At 65.7% G+C, this 16,444-nt stretch carries 14 protein-coding genes and 1 riboswitch; of the genes, 5 read left to right on the top strand and 9 right to left on the bottom strand.

The features are described from left to right. Window positions 1-28: 28 nt before the first annotated feature. On the bottom strand, window positions 29-1,333 hold the full coding sequence (locus ACLQ7E_RS08965; RefSeq protein ID WP_411732239.1) for an NERD domain-containing protein: 1,305 nt from the start codon (window positions 1,331-1,333) through the stop codon (window positions 29-31). Between the two features lie 292 nt (window positions 1,334-1,625). Between ACLQ7E_RS08965 and ACLQ7E_RS08960 the strand changes: the two genes are divergently transcribed. Beyond that, window positions 1,626-3,527: a metallophosphoesterase family protein gene (locus ACLQ7E_RS08960; RefSeq protein ID WP_411732238.1), complete on the top strand. Its 1,902-nt coding sequence runs from the start codon at window positions 1,626-1,628 to the stop codon at window positions 3,525-3,527. 87 nt (window positions 3,528-3,614) lie between these two features. Here ACLQ7E_RS08960 and ACLQ7E_RS08955 read toward each other — a convergent pair whose 3' ends face one another. Both ACLQ7E_RS08955 and panD read right to left on the bottom strand, forming a co-directional pair. Next, on the bottom strand, window positions 3,615-5,303 hold the full coding sequence (locus tag ACLQ7E_RS08955; RefSeq protein WP_411732237.1) for a long-chain-fatty-acid--CoA ligase: 1,689 nt from the start codon (window positions 5,301-5,303) through the stop codon (window positions 3,615-3,617). Window positions 5,304-5,351: 48 nt separating this feature from the next. After that, window positions 5,352-5,774, bottom strand: coding sequence for an aspartate 1-decarboxylase (gene panD / locus ACLQ7E_RS08950; RefSeq protein ID WP_411732236.1), 423 nt, complete (start codon window positions 5,772-5,774; stop codon window positions 5,352-5,354). Between the two features lie 488 nt (window positions 5,775-6,262). On the opposite strand from panD, the gene ACLQ7E_RS08945 reads away from it, so the two are divergent. Both ACLQ7E_RS08945 and ACLQ7E_RS08940 read left to right on the top strand, forming a co-directional pair. Then, complete coding sequence (locus ACLQ7E_RS08945) at window positions 6,263-7,306, top strand: NAD(P)-dependent alcohol dehydrogenase (RefSeq protein ID WP_411732235.1); 1,044 nt, start codon at window positions 6,263-6,265, stop codon at window positions 7,304-7,306. A gap of 107 nt (window positions 7,307-7,413) precedes the next feature. Beyond that, window positions 7,414-7,686, top strand: a complete 273-nt coding sequence (locus ACLQ7E_RS08940; RefSeq protein ID WP_411732234.1) for a DNA gyrase subunit A — start codon at window positions 7,414-7,416, stop codon at window positions 7,684-7,686. On the opposite strand, the gene moeB is transcribed toward ACLQ7E_RS08940, so the two are convergent. The 5 genes from moeB to thiO all read right to left on the bottom strand — a co-directional run bounded on the left by moeB (window position 7,681) and on the right by thiO (window position 12,008). After that, the gene (gene moeB, locus ACLQ7E_RS08935) at window positions 7,681-8,865 is read right to left on the bottom strand and encodes a molybdopterin-synthase adenylyltransferase MoeB (protein WP_411732233.1); all 1,185 of its coding nucleotides are present in this window, start codon (window positions 8,863-8,865) and stop codon (window positions 7,681-7,683) included. The two genes, ACLQ7E_RS08940 and moeB, sit on opposite strands and share 6 nt — an antisense overlap. 118 nt (window positions 8,866-8,983) lie before the next feature. Next, a complete protein-coding gene (locus tag ACLQ7E_RS08930; protein ID WP_411732232.1) occupies window positions 8,984-9,661 on the bottom strand; it encodes a 4a-hydroxytetrahydrobiopterin dehydratase in 678 nt (225 codons plus the stop codon). Between the two features lie 24 nt (window positions 9,662-9,685). Further along, entirely contained in the window at window positions 9,686-10,489 is an 804-nt protein-coding gene (locus tag ACLQ7E_RS08925; protein ID WP_411732231.1) for a thiazole synthase, read from the bottom strand. Between the two features lie 50 nt (window positions 10,490-10,539). Next, on the bottom strand, window positions 10,540-10,779 hold the full coding sequence (thiS, locus tag ACLQ7E_RS08920; protein WP_411732230.1) for a sulfur carrier protein ThiS: 240 nt from the start codon (window positions 10,777-10,779) through the stop codon (window positions 10,540-10,542). Continuing rightward, window positions 10,776-12,008, bottom strand: a complete 1,233-nt coding sequence (gene thiO, locus ACLQ7E_RS08915; RefSeq protein ID WP_411732229.1) for a glycine oxidase ThiO — start codon at window positions 12,006-12,008, stop codon at window positions 10,776-10,778. The genes thiS and thiO overlap by 4 nt, the downstream gene beginning before the upstream one ends. After that, window positions 12,003-12,136, bottom strand: a riboswitch (TPP riboswitch). Its footprint overlaps the gene before it by 6 nt. A 14-nt stretch (window positions 12,137-12,150) precedes the next feature. Here thiO and thiE point away from each other — a divergent pair. Further along, window positions 12,151-12,831: a thiamine phosphate synthase gene (gene thiE / locus ACLQ7E_RS08910; protein WP_411732228.1), complete on the top strand. Its 681-nt coding sequence runs from the start codon at window positions 12,151-12,153 to the stop codon at window positions 12,829-12,831. Window positions 12,832-12,960: 129 nt separating this feature from the next. On the opposite strand, the gene ACLQ7E_RS08905 is transcribed toward thiE, so the two are convergent. Then, window positions 12,961-13,644, bottom strand: a complete 684-nt coding sequence (locus tag ACLQ7E_RS08905; protein WP_411732227.1) for a hypothetical protein — start codon at window positions 13,642-13,644, stop codon at window positions 12,961-12,963. A gap of 411 nt (window positions 13,645-14,055) precedes the next feature. On the opposite strand from ACLQ7E_RS08905, the gene ACLQ7E_RS08900 reads away from it, so the two are divergent. Beyond that, a complete protein-coding gene (locus ACLQ7E_RS08900; protein ID WP_411732226.1) occupies window positions 14,056-16,443 on the top strand; it encodes an ATP-binding cassette domain-containing protein in 2,388 nt (795 codons plus the stop codon). Window position 16,444: the final 1 nt, after the last annotated feature.

Raw genomic sequence — 16,444 nt, 5'->3', positions numbered from 1 at the left:
CGGGTCAGTGAATCGTTCGCAAGCGCCGCTACTTGAGCATCGCGATCATCCGCGCCATCACGTAGCGGTCGACGAATCCGGATTTCGGGCACTGCAGCAGCCAACGACCGATCATTTCCATGCCGTCTTGGATATCTGTTGCCGGAATGCCCGTCGGGGAAATGTGCCCACCCGGCGTGAACGTGATGGCCCCTTCGGCATTGGGATGGATCAACACGTGGCAGCCGACCTCGGCAGCGGCCTTGGACGTTAAGGGGTGCCGCTGAACGTGGTCCATGTGGATGTCGCGCCGGTCGACGCGCCGGCCGCGGACGTAACCGAGCTTGTCCGCATCCAGCCACCGGTATTCCCCCGGCTTCCAGAACTTACTGTCAATGAATAGCACGCGGTCGCCGTTGACCACCGCGTGGTCGATGTCCGCCACCGTGCTGCCGGGAAACCGCAGCCCGTGGAAGATCCGGGTTCCCGGGATGCGCAACAGCGCCTCGAGGGCCAGGGCGGTCCGCCGCTCGCCAGCCACGCCCTTGGCCACGTTTTCCTTGCTGAACCGGCTCCGGCCTTCGGACAATGCGCCGCCGCCAATGCCAAACACCCGCTGGTTGACCGCCCGGCGCGAAGCCGCCCGCGGCCAGAGGCGCCCAAGCAGAATCAAGGCCAGCGCAGACAGCACGATGGGCAGCACCGTGGCAACCGATGGCGCCAAGATCACCGGGTTGATCATCGGCCCCAGCACCATGGCAATGATGCCGATCTTCACCAGCAGGCGCAGCCCGTTGTGGCCTGGCCCGACGCTCTCCTGGCGTCCCATGGCCTCATGCCACCAGGACAGCTGCTCCGGGTCGAATGGCCACTGGGCTGCCGGAGATGCATCCGGCGGTGTCGTTGGCGGCGACGGGGGTGGCTCTGCACCGATGCGCGTTGCAGCTGCCGTGGCCGACTGGGTTCTGTCCCCGGCGGGCATGACGGACATGGCCGGCTCCGCCTCGGCTGACGCAAAGGGCGGGCCGAACACGCGATCGGGCGCCGGCGGCCCAAGTACCCGGCGCTGCTTGACGGCATCCGCGGCGGCCCGGGGTGGCTCGGCCTCGGGAACCAGTTCCGCGGCGGCCCTTCGCTCCACCGACGGGTATTGTTCACCGGGCGGAGGGTCGGTCAACAGCCAGAAATCGTAGTCGAACCGCCGATCCGTGTCCCCCACGATGTACCAGGCGGCCATGATCCGCTCGGTTTCCGCTGCATCGCCGCGGTTCCGCCAAATCGCCATCCTGGCGGCGGCGTTGATTTGGTTGGGCGACGAGGCGCGCCCGACTTCCAGATACTGGTAATGATCCAAGGCTTCTCCCCCAAGAAAACGGCCATCGATTCCCCAAACCTAAGCCCGCACCCGGCCAAGCCGCAAGGGTTGCGCGACGGAGAGGTCACCGGCTGCGGGTTTCCCGCCGCCGATGCACCGCCTCGGCCAGGAAGCACTGGACGCCGACAGCAGCGTGAGGCCGGTCAACGGCTCCGCCCGGTCACCGTCCGTTTACCCGTGCGCCACCGTCGGTTGGCGTGGCTCGGGGAGGATGGGGGACGCGCACCGCTCCCCCGCCGCGCCATCACACCACCGCACCGTAAGGCAACGAATGAAGAAGTCCCTGTCCGCCGCTTTGGCCCTCGCTGTTCTGGCCACTCCTTTGCTGACCGCACCTGCAAGCGCCACTCCCGAACCTTCCAACACCACGGTCGGCACCCGCGCCGCCCAGCCCGGTTTCCGTGTCCTGCCGTACCTGCAGAACCCGAAGTCGGACTCCATGACCATCAGCTGGATCAGCGAGACCGGCGACCCGGGCACCCTGACCGTCACCGGTCCGGGCATCGGCAACGGCAAGGGCCGCGGAGCCGGCAACCAGCGTGTGCTTCAGTCGGTCCCCGAGTACCTGCCGCTGATGGAATACACGCAGAAGGAACTGGACCAGAGCATCAGCGGTCTGGTGAAGGGCTCCTGGCTCAAGGCCAACACCAACTACAAGCACACGCTCACTGTCGAGGGGCTGAAGACCGGCAAGGACTACGGCTACACGGTCGACCAGGGCGGCCAGCTCCACAAGGGCACGTTCGCCACGGCCCCGGACGCCGATTCCTGGGAGGACCTGCGGCTGATCGCGTTCTCCGACTCGGAGACCGAACCCATGGGCCGCACCGAGCACCGCGAATGGGAACTGAACCCGGCCAACGGCTACACCGCCGATTCCGAGCAGCGCCCCGGTGCCGACTCCGCCTGGGCGCAGACGTTCGGTTCCACCACCCGCTACGGCGACTTCACGCTGCGCTACCCGCTCAGCCAGGACACCGCGATGCGAGAGAACATGGCAGCCATCGAGGCCGCCGACCCCGACCTGATGCTCATCGCCGGTGACCTGGTCCAGGGCGCCGGCTACCAGCCGGCCTGGGACGAGTTCTTCGGTTACTTTGCCGGCGAGCACGGCGACCTGGCCTCGAACGTCCCGCTGGTGACGGCGCTCGGCAACTGGGAAACCTACGCAGCGATCAACGGCGGCTACGGCACGCCCGCCGACCAGTCACCCGCGGTTATTTCGCGGAACAAGTACCTCTCCTACTTCGACAACGACGGGGACGCCGCCAACGCGGCGGCCCAGGGCTCCTACTACCGCACCGACCACGGTCCCGTGACCGTGCTGACCCTGGACTCGACCAACGGCGAACCGGACGAGAACACCAAGACCGGCACCCTCTCCGGGGCACCGTTCTCCGGCGATGACAGCAACCTCACCGAGGAAAACCTCTCCACCGACACACAGGGCGAATTCACCGACGCCGACTACGACAAGGCCTACACCGAGGTCTTCGAGGGCACGACCGCGCAGGATTCCGACCTGCCGAACATGAGCGTCGGCGGCGAGCAGTGGAAGTGGGCCGAGCAGCAGTTGGCCGATGCCCGCGAGCAGGGACAGATCGTCATCGTGCAGTTCCACCACGCCGCCTACTCTTCCGGCGTGCACGGCACCCCGCCGAACCACGAGCATGCAGACAACCAGTCCGGGACCGCGATGCGCGCCTACTCCCCGCTCTTCGAGCAGTACGGGGTTGCCGCGGTGCTCTCCGGGCATGACGAGATGTTCGAGCGCTCCTGGGTCGACGAGGACGGCGACGGGGAGGGCTTCCACTCCTACGACGTCGGCGTCGCCTCCGACGGGCTGCGCGGCGAGCAGCTGGTGAAGAACGACGCGGGCGAGTACGAGCCGTTGCGCTTCAACACCCACTCGCAGTGGTCCGCCGCGGCCAACCAGCCCGAAACCTGGGCCGCCAGCGAAAGCGGGACCCCGCAGCTCGTCGACGGCGGCCTGCACTACGGGCACCTGCAGATCGACATCAAGCGACAGGGCGACGAGGCCGAGATCAAGCTCAGCCCGGTCTACCTCTTCCCTGTCCTGGATGAGGACTACAATCTGGTGAAGACCGAACGCCGCGTCTACGGCGACGTCGTGACCCTCGCGGTCGGCGCCGACGGCACAGCCAAGAAGTAGCCGGATTCAACCATGAAGCCCCGGTGGGCAACGCGGCAAAACGCCGTGCTGCCCGCCGGGGCTTCGTTGTGGGTGCCTTCCGGCCGCCTACAAGCCGGGCGTGACCTGCTCACGGACCTGCTTGCGCAGGATCTTGCCGAGCATCGAGCGCGGCAGGTCCTCGATTGCCACGATCCGCTTGGGCACCTTGTAGCCGGCCAGCTGTCCGCGGCAATGCTCGCGCAACGCGTCCTCGTCCAACTCCGTCCCGGGCTCGAGTTCCACCGCGGCAACCACCATTTCCCCGCCGCGCTCCAGCGGCTTGCCGAAGGCGGCTGCGTCGCGCACGTCGGGGTGGGCGCGCAGCACGGACTCGACCTCGGTGGGCGAGACATTGAAGCCGCCGGTGATGATCAGTTCCTTGGCCCGGTCCACGATCGTGGCGAAGCCCTCGGGGTCAACCGTCACCACGTCTCCGGTGCGCAGCCAGCCGTCAGCGGTGAGCGCCTTGGCGGTTTCCTCGGGGTTGTTCCAGTAGCCGGCGAACACCTGCGGCCCCTTGATCAGCAGCTCGCCGGGCTCCCCCTGCGCCACCTCGATCGACGGATCGTCCAGGTCCACGACCTTCATAAGCGTCGAGGGGAACGGCACGCCAATGGTGCCGGTGCGGCGGGTCGGGTGGAACGGGTTGCCCAGGGCCACCGGGGAGGACTCGGTCATCCCGTAGCCCTCCACCAGCAGGCCGCCGGAGACCGACTCCCAGAGCTCGACCACGTGGTCGGGCAGGTTCATGGCCCCGGAGATGCAGTACTTGGCCGAGCGCAGCGAGATGCCCTTTTCCTTTGCTGCCATGGCCGTGCGTTCGTAGATCGGCGGGACCGCGCAGTAGACGGTTGCAGGGGACTTCTTCATCGCCGCCAGGACCAGGTCCGGGTCGAACTTCGGGAAGAGCACCAGCAGGCCCTGCTTCTTCACGCCGAAGGTCAGGTACAGGGTCATGCCGAAGGCGTGGAACATCGGCAGGATCGCGTAGAGGATTTCCTTGCGTTCCTGCGCCCCGGCCATCCAGGCCTCGCCCTGCAGGGCGTTGGAGTACAGGTTGTAGTGGGTGAGCATGGCACCCTTGGGGTTGCCGGTGGTCCCCGACGTGTATTGGATGACCGCCAGGTCCTCCACGCCCGGACGGGGATGGGACGCCTCGATCCGCTCGGCCTTGAGCAGTTCCTTCCACGGCGTGGTCCCCGGTGCGGCCGCAGTCAGCGCGGCCTTGGATGCCCGCAGCTGCTTCAGCGGCAGGTTCAGCGCCAGTCGCTTCACGGCGGGGAAGGCCTCGAGCAGGTTCACTGAGATCAGCGCATCGATGCGCATGTCCTTCGGGAACTGGCGCACGGATTCGGCTGCCTTGTCCCAGGCAATGACGATGCGGGCCTGGTGGTCCTCGAATTGGTGGCGCAGTTCGCGGGAGGTGTACAGGGGGTTGTGCTCAACGACCACAGCGCCCAGGCGCAGCACCGCGTAGAAGGCGATGACGTGCTGGGGGCAGTTTGGCAGGATCAGCGCGACGCGGTCCCCGGCGCGGACCCCGAGTAAGCGCAGGCCCTCGGCGGCGCGCTCCACCTGCTCACCGAGCTCGCGGTAGCTGGTGCGCCGGCCGAAGAACTCGGTGGCGGGACTCTCCCCGGCCTCGGCGACGGACCGCTCGAACATCGCGCTCAGCGATTCGGTGGGCAGTTCGATCTCGGCCGGGACGCCCGGCTGGTAGTTCCTGGTCCAGGGGCGGGCGGCAGTGTTCTCCATGGTCCCATCATGCCGCTTTTGCCTGCCCGGGAACGACTTGGCGGATTCTCAGGCGTCGACGAAGATGGCGAACGGCGGGGTTTCCAGGCCGTCCGCAAGCGCCTCGGCCGGGTTGGTTCCCAGCGCGAGGATGGCGTTGTTCCCGTCGACGTGCACCACGGAGGGCTTGAAGGCGCGGGCCTCGGCATTGCTCATGGAGGCATAGGTGATGATGATGACCAGGTCCCCGACATTGACCAGGTGGGCAGCTGCGCCGTTGATGCCGATCACCCCGGAACCGCGCTCCCCGGCAATCGTGTAGGTCTCCAGCCGGGCACCGTTGGAGACATCGACGATCGAGACCAGCTCTCCGGGCAGGATGTCCGCGGCGTCCAGCAGGTCGGCGTCGATGGTGATGGACCCGACGTAGTGCAGGTCAGCATGGGTGACGGTGGCGCGGTGGATCTTGGACTTGAACATGGTGCGCTGCATTGGGGGGATCTCCTGGAGGGGGTTGTTCAGGGGTCGGCATTCATCCTTGGATGCCCGCCCCGGGCCGCCGGCTTTGTGCAGTGAGTGTTCCAGCGCCTAAGACATTGTAGACGCGCCTGCTTCCAGTTGTCTGTGACGTACTTCGGGTCCGGGCGCCGCTTCCGTGGATAACCACCGGTTGTCTTGGTTCGGAACCGGACCGGCGGGACAGCAGGAATTCGCCTTTGGACTGGCTGTCTGCGTCGTTGTTGCCGATGGCAACAACGATAGCCATCGCGGGAGCGCTGAGGCATGCCCTGAAGATACGTGTACCAACAGGGCCTCCCTCAGCCGACTCCCCTGGTGGTTTGATTGACTGGGACGGATCGACGCACCAAGAGCGGTGCGGACCGGGAACATGCCGCCATCGCCGCCACGCGGCGGGTGCGCGTGGGTCTGCGCCTGATCCGTCCCGCAGTGAAAACCTTCCTATCGCCAAACGGAGAACCATGCCTGAAGTCAATGCCTATGCCGCACCGTCCGCAACGGAAGACCTCGTCCCCACCCGCATCAACCGCCGTGAGGTCGGGGAGCACGATGTGCTGATCGACATCAAGTACTCCGGGATCTGCCACTCGGACATCCACACCGTCCGCGGGGAGTGGGGAGGACAGCAGTACCCGCTGGTCCCGGGACACGAGATCGCCGGAATCGTCACCGAGGTCGGCGCATCGGTCACCCGCCACGCCGTTGGCGACCGCGTGGGTGTTGGCTGCATGGTCAATTCCTGCCGCGAATGCATCCACTGCCTCGCCGGCGAGGAGCAGTACTGCCTGAAAGGCAACATCGGCACCTATGGTGCCAAGGACGTCGACGGAACTCTCACCCAGGGCGGCTACGCCACGGCCGTGGTGGTGACCGAGGACTTCGTGGTGAGCATCCCCGCGGCCCTGGAACTCGACGTCGCCGCACCCCTGCTCTGCGCCGGCATCACCACGTACTCCCCGCTGCGTCACTGGGGCGCTGGACCGGGCAAAAAGGTTGCTGTCATCGGGCTCGGCGGGCTCGGGCACATGGCAGTCAAGATTGCACACGCCATGGGCGCCGAGGTCACCGTCCTGTCGCGGACGCTCAAGAAGCAGGAAGACGGCCTGAAGCTCGGTGCCGAGAACTACTTCGCCACGGAAAACCCCGAAACGTTCGAGGTGCTGGCCGGCTCCTTCGACCTGATCATCAACACCGTCAGTGCCGGCATCGACATCAGTGCCTTCCTGCAGCTGCTGACCCTTGACGGCACCCTGGTCAACGTCGGTGCCCCGGCCGAGCCGCTGCCGGTCAATGTCTTCTCGTTGATCATGGGCCGGCGTTCGTTTGCGGGCTCGATGATTGGCGGCATCCGCGAGACCCAGGAAATGCTTGATTTTTGCGCCGAGCACCAAATCGCGGCCGAGGTCGAGGTCATCGCGGCCGAAGACATCAACAAGGCCTACGAGCGTGTGCTTGCCTCGGACGTCCACTACCGCTTCGTGATCGACGCGGCAACGCTGGCCTAATCCACGTCACCCAAGGGCGGACAATTGTCCCCACGCAGGTCTGGTGTCGCTCCGCGGAGCGTCACCAGACCTGCGTCGGCGGGACAGGTCCATGGCAAGATGGCGACATGGAACCTGACCGGCGCGAAAAGACGCTTACGGAAGTTCAACTCCTTGAATCCCTGGTGCAGGCCATTGACAGGCGCGAGGAAGTTTTCCGGGCCATTGAATCGACGGAAACCGACGACGAGGCCCGCGACGCAGTGGCAGCGCTCCTGGACGTCGGAGAGATCCAGGCCCGCATCGTTCTCGACATGCAGGCAAGACGTTGGACGCTCGGGCACCGCCGGACGATTGCCGGTCACCTAAAGAGGCTGCGATCCGAGCTGGACTCACTATAGATTCTTCTTCTGCCAGGCATCGATCCCACCCAACAGGTGAACGACGTCGTCATGGCCGGCTGCGCGCAGGGATTCCAGCGCCTGCCCGGAGCGAACCCCCGACTTGCAGTGCAGGACCAGGGGCACACCGCGCGGGATAGTATCCAGCGCCGACCCGTCCCGGATCCCGGCGAGAGGTACCAACACGGACCCGGGGATGCGTGAGATCTCGAATTCCACCGGTTCTCGCACATCAAGGAGGATGAAGCCCTCCTCCCCCGCTTCCCTTTTGGCCAGCCGGGCGGCCAGCTCATCGACTCCAATCAGCACGTCGTCCGCGGCAGCCTGATCGCCTGCCGCGTCGAGTCCGCAGAAGATCTCGTAGTCAACGAGCTCGGTGATCGGGGAGGCTTCCGGGTCCTTGGCGATGCGCAATTCGCGCCATCGCGCGCCGAGCGCGTCGAAGACCATCAGCCTGCCCAGGAGGGTTTCGCCGACGCCGGTGATGAGCTTGACGGCCTCGGTGACCATCATCGCCCCGATCGAGGCGCACAACATCCCGAAGACCCCGCCCTCCGCGCAGGAGGGGACGGTGCCCGGGGCCGGCGGCTCCGGGTAGAGGTCTCGGTAGTTCGGGCCGTGCTTCGCCCAGAAGACGCTCACCTGCCCGTCGAATCGCAGGATCGAACCCCACACATACGGCTTGCCCAACAATGCCGCTGCATCGTTGACCAGGTAGCGCGTGGCAAAGTTGTCGGCCCCGTCCAGGATGACGTCGTAGCCGCAGAAGATCTCCAGCACGTTGGAGGAATCCAGCCGCACCGGGTGCAGCACGACCTCCACCCCCGGGTTGATGGCGGCAATCGAGTCCCGGGCCGACTCCAGCTTGGTGCGGCCGATGTCTTCTACCCCGTGGATCACCTGGCGCTGCAGGTTGCTCAGCTCCACGGTGTCGTCGTCGACAATCCCCAACGTTCCCACGCCGGCCGCGGCCAGATACAGCAATGCCGGCGAGCCCAGGCCGCCGGCACCGATGACCAGCACCTTGGCATTGCGCAGCCGCCGCTGCCCCGTAAGGCCGATCTCCGGCATCAGGGCGTGGCGGGAGTAGCGTTCGAGTTCCTCGACGGGCAGCGGCGGCCCCGGCTCCACCAGGGGCGGCAACGATGCAATGTTGTTTTCGACGAGCGTCCTACTCAATGAAACCTGCCTTATAAGACAAACGGGACAACAAAAAATGATTTGTCGCCTGCAACCAGAATAAAATTGACCATCCCCGAGAATCCCTTTCGGGGATGGTCTTCAATCAATAAATCCATTAACCGCCCAGGGGAGAGCCGTCGATTTCGCGGCCTTCCTCGGTGCAGAGGCAAAGCCTGTTGCCCTGCGCATCGGTGGCCACCACGAACCTGGGAGCTGCGTCGGGGTCCAGCGCCGCCCCGGTGGCCTCCAGCGCGTCAAGGATGGACGAGCTTTCGCTATGCGGCACCGTGATGTCCAGGTGGAAGCGGTTGGCGTTGGGCGTGGCGGTCGTTTGGAACCACAGGGCCGGTCCGCGGCCGAAGGGATCGGCCAGGCTGCCGTCCTTCTGCCGCTTGTAGCCCAGCGCCGTGCGCCAGGTCTCCGAGATGGCGTCCTCGTCGTCGGTGTCGATGGCAATCTCCACCACGCGCAGCAGTTCCGGCCGCGCCGTGGCGCCGGCGTTCAGCGCCTCGGCGGAAATCGACCTGGCCAGCGCCGCATCCCGAGCGCTCACCCTGCTCCCCGCATCGTGCGAGGTCAGGGTGATGAACAACGTGTCATAACGCCAATCGATGTCCGGGTGGTGGTTGGCTTCCTGGGCCAGTGCGCCGATGGTGGAGAAAAGCGCCAGCGCCGAGGCCGAGGACTCGCACTTCAATGCGGTGCGCAGAGCCCCCAGTCCGTAGCGCCACTGCGGCAGCTGCAACAGGTTCGCCTGGATTTGTTCAATGGTCAGAACATCTTTTGCTGGCATGGTTCTCTCCTTCGGGTTCCGGTTCTAAAGATCCGGGCGTCCCTCCATGGCGGAGGAGGCCAGGGCATGTGTGCGCCTGGGGATGCGCCCTGCTTGTGCCGCCAGTCTGCCACCAATGACCGCATGTCTAAAGGCCTGTGCCATGCGGACCGGGTCCTGGGCGCGGGTCACCGCCGAGGCCAGCAACACCGCGTCGCATCCCAGCTCCATGGCCAGCGCCGCATCGGAGGCGGTGCCGATGCCGGCATCCAGAATCACCGGGATCGAGGCCCGGGAGACGATCAATTCGATGTTGTGCGGGTTCAGGATCCCCAGCCCGGTGCCGATCGGGGAGCCCAGCGGCATGACTGCAGCGGCCCCGAGCTGCTCGAGGCGCAGCGCCAGCACCGGGTCGTCGTTGGTGTAGGCGAAGACCTTGAAACCGCGCTCCACCAGGGCCTCGGTGGCCTCGACGAGTTCGACGGCGTCGGGAAGCAGCGTGTGCTCGTCGGCAATCACCTCGAGCTTGACCCAGTCGGTCTCCAGGGCCTCGCGGCCCAGCTCGGCGGTCATCAGCGCCTCGCGGGCGGTGAAGCACCCGGCGGTGTTGGGCAGCACGCGGATGTTGTTCTCGAGAAGCAGGTCAAAGAGGTTGGTGCCGCCGGTGGACCCGGGGCCGGGCGCGCTGTAGCGGCGCATGGCAACGGTGGTCAGCTCGGTGCCCGAGGCGACCAGCGCGGCGCCCAGCCCGTCCAGGCTCGGGGCGCCGCCGGTGCCCATGATGAGCCGGGAGCCCAGGGTGATGCCGTCGATGACCAGCGGATCGGTCTCGGTCAGTGTTTGCGTCATGGTCCTTCGCTTTCTTCCAAGAGGGGGGTGGTGCGGACGTGCTGGGGGGATCAGCCGCCCTGGACGGCCGTGACGATCTCGATGTCGTCATGTTGCACAAGCGTGGTCACCGACCACTGGCTGCGCGGGACGATCCCGGAGTTGCGGGCCACCGCCACGCCGAGGCGTCCGCCGTCCGCGGGCTTGCCGGTGGGCAGGAGCTCCCGGCCGGTGACGGCGGTGACCAAACCGGCCAGGGTGGTTCCGGCGGCCAGCGGGCGGGTGGCGCCGTTGAGTTGGATGGTGCTCATGCATACTCCTTGGGTTGCAGTGCAGGTGAAAACCGATCGGGACGGAAGCGGTCCCACGCCGGGTCGCGGCGGCCGGCGATCAGCTCGACGATGACATGGGCGGCGATGGGTGTGAGCAGCACGCCGTGCCGGAAGAAACCGGTGGCGATGAGCAGCCCGGGCACATCCGGCCCGTCTGCCGAGGCCACGCGCCCCAGCAGCGGCGCATTGTCTGGCGTTCCGGGGCGGGCGCGCGCGGTGGTCTCGATCAGTTCGAGCTCGGCGACCGCGGGCAGCAGCACCTGGGCATCGCGCAGCAGCTGGTGAACTCCCCCGGCGCTGACCCCGGGGTTGCCGTCTTCGCGGGCCGTCGCGCCAATGACCACGGTGTGGTCCTCGCGCGGGACCACGTAGACCGGAAGCCCGCGCACCATCCCGCGCAGCGTGACGGTGGTCAGCGGGCGCAGGTGTTCGGGCACGCGCAGCCGCAGGATGTCCCCGTGCACCGGACGCAGCGGAAGCACCAACGAATCGGGCAGTGACCCGAAGCCGGCGGCGCCCAGGCCGTTGGCGAGGATTGTCTCGCGGGCGTGGATCTGGGTGCCGTCGGCAAGCAGCACCCCGGTGACCCTGGAGCGGGAATCCGCTGGGTCCTCGTGCAGCAGGGTCGTCGCCCGGGTGCGGACCAGGGTTTGCTCCGGCTTCACTCCGTCGCGTTCGGCTCCCACGGCCGCAAGGCGCGTCATGATGGCGTTTGCCAGGGCGCGCGGATCGACCTGGTGGTCCTGCTCAATCAGGTGGGCGGCGGTAATGCGCGGGGAAAGCAACGGCTCGCGCACCCTGGCTTCGCGGGTGGTCAGCCGGGTGACCTGTAGTCCCTGGCGGGTTTGCGCCTCGCGCAGGTCGCCCAGGGCCGCACGGTCGGCGGCATCCGCGCCAAGTGCCAGCGTGGGTGTGGTGCGGAACCCGGTGTCCAGGCCGGTCTCGGCGGCCAAGTTCCCGGCGAAGGCGGGCCAGCGTGCGGCAGAGGCCAGGGTGAGGGAGAGCAGGTCCTCTTCCTGGTAGTGCAGCTCGCTGACCGGGGCCAGCATGCCGGCGGCGGCATAGGTGGCGCCGGTGGCGGGGTCGGGGTCGATGAGCGTGACGCGATGGTCGGCGCGTTGGGCTTCCAGGGCTATGCCCAGGCCGATGATGCCGCCTCCGATGACGGCAATGTCGGTGGACAGGGGGTCGGGCACGGTGCACGACATCGAGGTCTCCTTCCCTACGCCGGTATTAGCCGGATCAGGTTCCACGCCGCCCTGGTTTCGGGTGGCGTCTGTCGGTCGGCGCAATCGGCGCCCTCTCAGCCAGCTTTCCTGGCTCCCGCGGTACTGAACTAGTCTATGAGACATGAGCCAGATCACCGCCCAAGATGAAGCGACACCCGTCTTAACCGCACCGAGCCTCGCAACAGCGCGGCTGTACCTGTGCACCGATGCCCGGAGGGAGCGCGGGGATTTCGTCGATTTCCTGCGCGCGGCCTATGCCGGAGGGGTCGACATCATCCAGCTGCGCGACAAGAGCATCGATGCCGCCGAGGAGCTTGAACTGCTCCATGTGCTGCGCGGGGTTGCCGCGGAATTCGGCAAGCCTTTCTCGGTGAACGACCGCGCGGACCTGGCAATGCTCTCCGGCGCCCCGGTGTTCCACGTGGGCCAAACGGACCTGCCGCTGCCCGGCGTCAGGTCCCTGCTCGGACCCTCGGTGATTCTCGGGCTTTCCAGCCACGATCCGGCGCAGATCACCGCGGCCGCGTCCGACCCCAACACCGACTACTTCTGCGTCGGCCCGCTGTGGGCCACCCCGACCAAGCCCGGGCGCGCGGCCGTCGGACTGGAAATGGTGGAACACGCCGCCTCGCTGGAAACGGCCAAGCCGTGGTTCGCCATCGGCGGGATCGACCTCTCAAACGTGGAGCAGGTCGTTGCGGCCGGGGCCTCGCGCATCGTGGTGGTGCGTGCGATCACCGATGCGGAGGACCCGAGCGCGGCGGCCCGGGCGTTGCTTTCAAGGTTGCCTGAACTGGCGTAGCTGGGATCCGCTCCCAACTCTCCCTCTTCCCGGCCTGACCCGTCATGTATGTGTGGCAAAAGTTCCGACTGGAAAACGTGGGTTATCGGCTACTCAAAATGGCTGAGGGGGAAGCCTAAATGACCGTCCTTACCTCCCGATGAGAGATCGATCAACTGGCGGCGGCACTGCCTGCCGGTCTGCGTCGATACTGTAGATGGTTTCGAATCTGTCAGTAATCTTGGTGATGTCTTCAATCGTGATGTTGATGAACGCTGAACGTTTCTTCAAGTGGAGGAAGAGCTCAGTGTGGGGCCAGAATACCTTTTCAATGTACGTTCCGAACGATCGTCCGCTGGCTCTCGTGTAGTTCGAAAGCACCTTCTGGTCCGTGATTCTTCTGCCGAAAGTGAGCTCGATGTCGACGTCACCAATGGGGTCGATGTCCAGGCTCAGGTAGCTCCCAAAGACCCTGAGTGTATTGATAAACATCGGTTTGTCTGGGTCGGCGTTGTATGCCAACGCACGTTCCAGAAGCCCAGAAACGAGCCGGTCTGCGGTTCTTCTGCTGATCGGTTTCCCGAAGTTTGCCATTGCCAATGCATTGCCTTGGACGGTCGTATCCCACCAAACTTCCCCGTTGTCGACACGGACCTTCTTCATATATCCGGCCGCTTCCAACCCCGCAAAGACTGCGTCGAGTTCAAATTCGGTTCCTTCGAGCAGGTCTGCGACGCACTCTGCGACCATTTCCCGGCCCCCGAATTTACGGACAATCGCGCGGGCCAACTCCGCTGGCAGTTCGGCGATGAAATCAGTTTTTGAAACCCTCATAACCAAAGACTAAGCCGCAAAGAGCGGAAGTCTTGATTGTGGGTCGCTCTCAGATAGCTGAAGGCTGGTTATGGGCGTTTGAAACGAGGTTTCTAAAGGGAATTCTTGCATTTCTGGTTGGTTCTTCTTCGGACACCTTGCTGACATGACTCTCAGGAGTCTGCCCAGGTCTGAACAAGATTAATAGCCATTCACCCGGGAAATTTCCCGGAAATTCGCGGTTTTGACTCATCCCACAGCTTGGCATGGCCAGACCCCTGATGTATTGGGACTAAGCCATTGCAGAGGGCGATGGGCCCACTGCCCTGCGAACTAAACCGAGCGGTTTCGAGAAGCCCCTATCCCTTCCGGAGCGCTAGTGTAGGCACCGGGAGTTCCGCCGACGCGGAACCGGCACGAATTGGAGAAGTCATGACCAGCGAGACCACGACCAGCACGTCCGCACCCGTGCACGCCGCCGACAGCCACGAGGTGATCCGGGTGCGCGGGGCCCGGGTGAACAACCTCAAGGACATCAGCGTCGAGATCCCCAAGCGCCGGCTCACGGTGTTCACCGGCGTCTCGGGCTCCGGCAAGTCCTCGCTGGTCTTCGGCACCATCGCCGCAGAGTCCCAGCGCATGATCAACGAGACCTACTCCGCGTTCGTGCAGGGCTTCATGCCCACCCTGGCCCGTCCCGAGGTCGACACGCTGGAGGGTCTGACCACCGCGATCCTGGTGGACCAGGAGCGCCTGGGCTCCAACCCGCGCTCCACCGTCGGCACCGTCACCGACGCCAACGCGATGCTGCGGATCGTCTTCTCCCGGCTCGCCCAGCCACATATCGGTTCCCCGCAGGCCTACTCCTTTAATGTCCCCTCGGTCTCCGGGGCCGGAGCTGTCACCATTGAAAAGGGCGGCAAGAAGATCAAGGAGCGGCGTTCCTTCTCCATCACCGGCGGCATGTGCCCCGAGTGCGAGGGCCGCGGCAAGGTCAACGACTTTGACCTGACGGCGCTTTTCGACGCCGAGAAGTCACTGGCCGAGGGCGCGCTGACCGTCCCCGGGTACTCGATGGACGGCTGGTACGGCCGCATTTTCTCCGGCTCCGGCTACTTTGACATGGACAAGAAGCTCGGCGCGTTCTCCACGCAGGAACTTGACGACCTGCTCTACCGCGAGCCGACCAAGATCAAGGTCGAGGGCATCAATCTCACCTATGAGGGCTTGATCCCGAAGATGCAGAAGTCGTTTTTGGCCAAGGACGTCGAGGCCATGCAGCCGCATATCCGCGCCTTTGTCGAGCGCGCGATCACCTTCACCAATTGCCCCGAGTGCGACGGCACCCGGCTTGCTGCGCACGCCCGGAACTCCACGATCGACGGCAAGTCAATCGCCGATGCCTGCTCCATGCAGATCAGTGATCTGGCCGCCTGGGTGCGCTCCCTTCACGAGCCCTCGGTAGCCCCGTTGCTGGAGGCACTTGGGGATACCCTGGATTCCTTTGTCGACATCGGGCTGGGCTACCTCTCGCTGGAGCGTCCCTCCGGCACGCTCTCCGGCGGCGAGGCGCAGCGGACCAAGATGATCCGGCACCTGGGTTCCTCGCTCACCGATGTCACCTACGTCTTTGACGAGCCGACCATCGGGCTGCACCCGCACGACATCGACAAGATGAACGAGCTGCTGCTCGCCCTGCGCGACAAGGGCAACACCGTGCTGGTGGTCGAGCACAAGCCCGAGGCCATCGCCATCGCCGACCACGTTGTTGATTTGGGCCCGAAGGCAGGTGCCGGCGGCGGACAGATCATGTTCGAGGGCACCGTTGAGGGCCTGCGCGCTTCCGACACCATCACCGGGCACCATCTTGATGACCGCGCCACGCTGAAGGACACTCTCCGCACCTGGTCCACGGCGCTGGAAGTGCGCGGGGCAAACACCAACAACCTCAAGAATGTGGATGTGGATATCCCGTTGGGCGTGCTCACGGTGCTCACGGGTGTTGCCGGGTCCGGCAAGAGCTCACTGATCCGCGGCTCGGTGTCCGGCCGCGAGGGCGTCATCAGCGTTGACCAGGGTGCCATCAAGGGCTCGCGGCGTTCCAACCCCGCCACCTACACCGGGTTGCTGGAACCGATCCGCAAGGCCTTCGCGAAGGCCAACGGCGTGAAGCCGGCGCTCTTCAGCGCGAATTCCGAGGGCGCCTGCCCCACCTGCAACGGCGCCGGGGTCATTTACACCGATTTGGGGATGATGGCGGGGGTCTCCAGCACCTGCGAGGAGTGCGACGGCAAGCGCTTCGACTCGATGGTGCTGGACTACCACCTGGGCGGCAAGGACATTTCCGAGGTGCTGGCGATGTCGGTGGCGCAGGCCGAGGAGTTCTTCGCCGACGGCGAGGCGAAGCTGCCTGCGGCGCACAAGATCCTCACCCGGCTTTCCGACGTGGGCCTGGGTTACCTCAGTATCGGCCAGCCGTTGACCACGCTCTCGGGAGGCGAGCGCCAGCGCCTGAAGCTGGCCACCCACATGGGCGACAAGGGTGGCATCTACATCCTGGACGAGCCGACCACGGGCCTGCACCTGGCCGACGTCCAGCAGCTGCTGGGCCTGCTGGACCGGTTGGTGGAGTCGGGCAAGTCGGTCATCGTGATCGAACACCATCAGGCCGTCATGGCGCATGCTGACTGGATCATCGACATCGGTCCGGGCGCGGGCCATGAAGGGGGCGCCATCGTCTTCGAGGGCACGCCCGCGGACCTGGTTGCGGGCCGCTCCACGCTGACCGGTCAGCACCTGGCCGCCTACATCGGCGCGTAGC

Source organism: Paeniglutamicibacter sp. (genome assembly GCF_046714615.1).
In the GTDB taxonomy this organism is placed as follows: domain Bacteria; phylum Actinomycetota; class Actinomycetes; order Actinomycetales; family Micrococcaceae; genus Paeniglutamicibacter.
Note: the sequence above shows the minus strand (reverse complement) of the source record. Positions and strands in the feature narration are given on the sequence as shown.

Coding starts and splice junctions, on each gene's coding strand:
- panD (WP_411732236.1), bottom strand. CDS start 5,774: ATGCAGCGCACCATGTTCAAGTCCAAGATCCACCGCGCCACCGTCACC.
- ACLQ7E_RS08945 (WP_411732235.1), top strand. CDS start 6,263: ATGCCTGAAGTCAATGCCTATGCCGCACCGTCCGCAACGGAAGACCTC.
- ACLQ7E_RS08900 (WP_411732226.1), top strand. CDS start 14,056: ATGACCAGCGAGACCACGACCAGCACGTCCGCACCCGTGCACGCCGCC.
- ACLQ7E_RS08955 (WP_411732237.1), bottom strand. CDS start 5,303: ATGGAGAACACTGCCGCCCGCCCCTGGACCAGGAACTACCAGCCGGGC.
- ACLQ7E_RS08905 (WP_411732227.1), bottom strand. CDS start 13,644: ATGAGGGTTTCAAAAACTGATTTCATCGCCGAACTGCCAGCGGAGTTG.
- thiS (WP_411732230.1), bottom strand. CDS start 10,779: ATGAGCACCATCCAACTCAACGGCGCCACCCGCCCGCTGGCCGCCGGA.
- ACLQ7E_RS08940 (WP_411732234.1), top strand. CDS start 7,414: ATGGAACCTGACCGGCGCGAAAAGACGCTTACGGAAGTTCAACTCCTT.
- ACLQ7E_RS08925 (WP_411732231.1), bottom strand. CDS start 10,489: ATGACGCAAACACTGACCGAGACCGATCCGCTGGTCATCGACGGCATC.
- ACLQ7E_RS08930 (WP_411732232.1), bottom strand. CDS start 9,661: ATGCCAGCAAAAGATGTTCTGACCATTGAACAAATCCAGGCGAACCTG.
- thiE (WP_411732228.1), top strand. CDS start 12,151: ATGAGCCAGATCACCGCCCAAGATGAAGCGACACCCGTCTTAACCGCA.
- ACLQ7E_RS08960 (WP_411732238.1), top strand. CDS start 1,626: ATGAAGAAGTCCCTGTCCGCCGCTTTGGCCCTCGCTGTTCTGGCCACT.
- thiO (WP_411732229.1), bottom strand. CDS start 12,008: ATGTCGTGCACCGTGCCCGACCCCCTGTCCACCGACATTGCCGTCATC.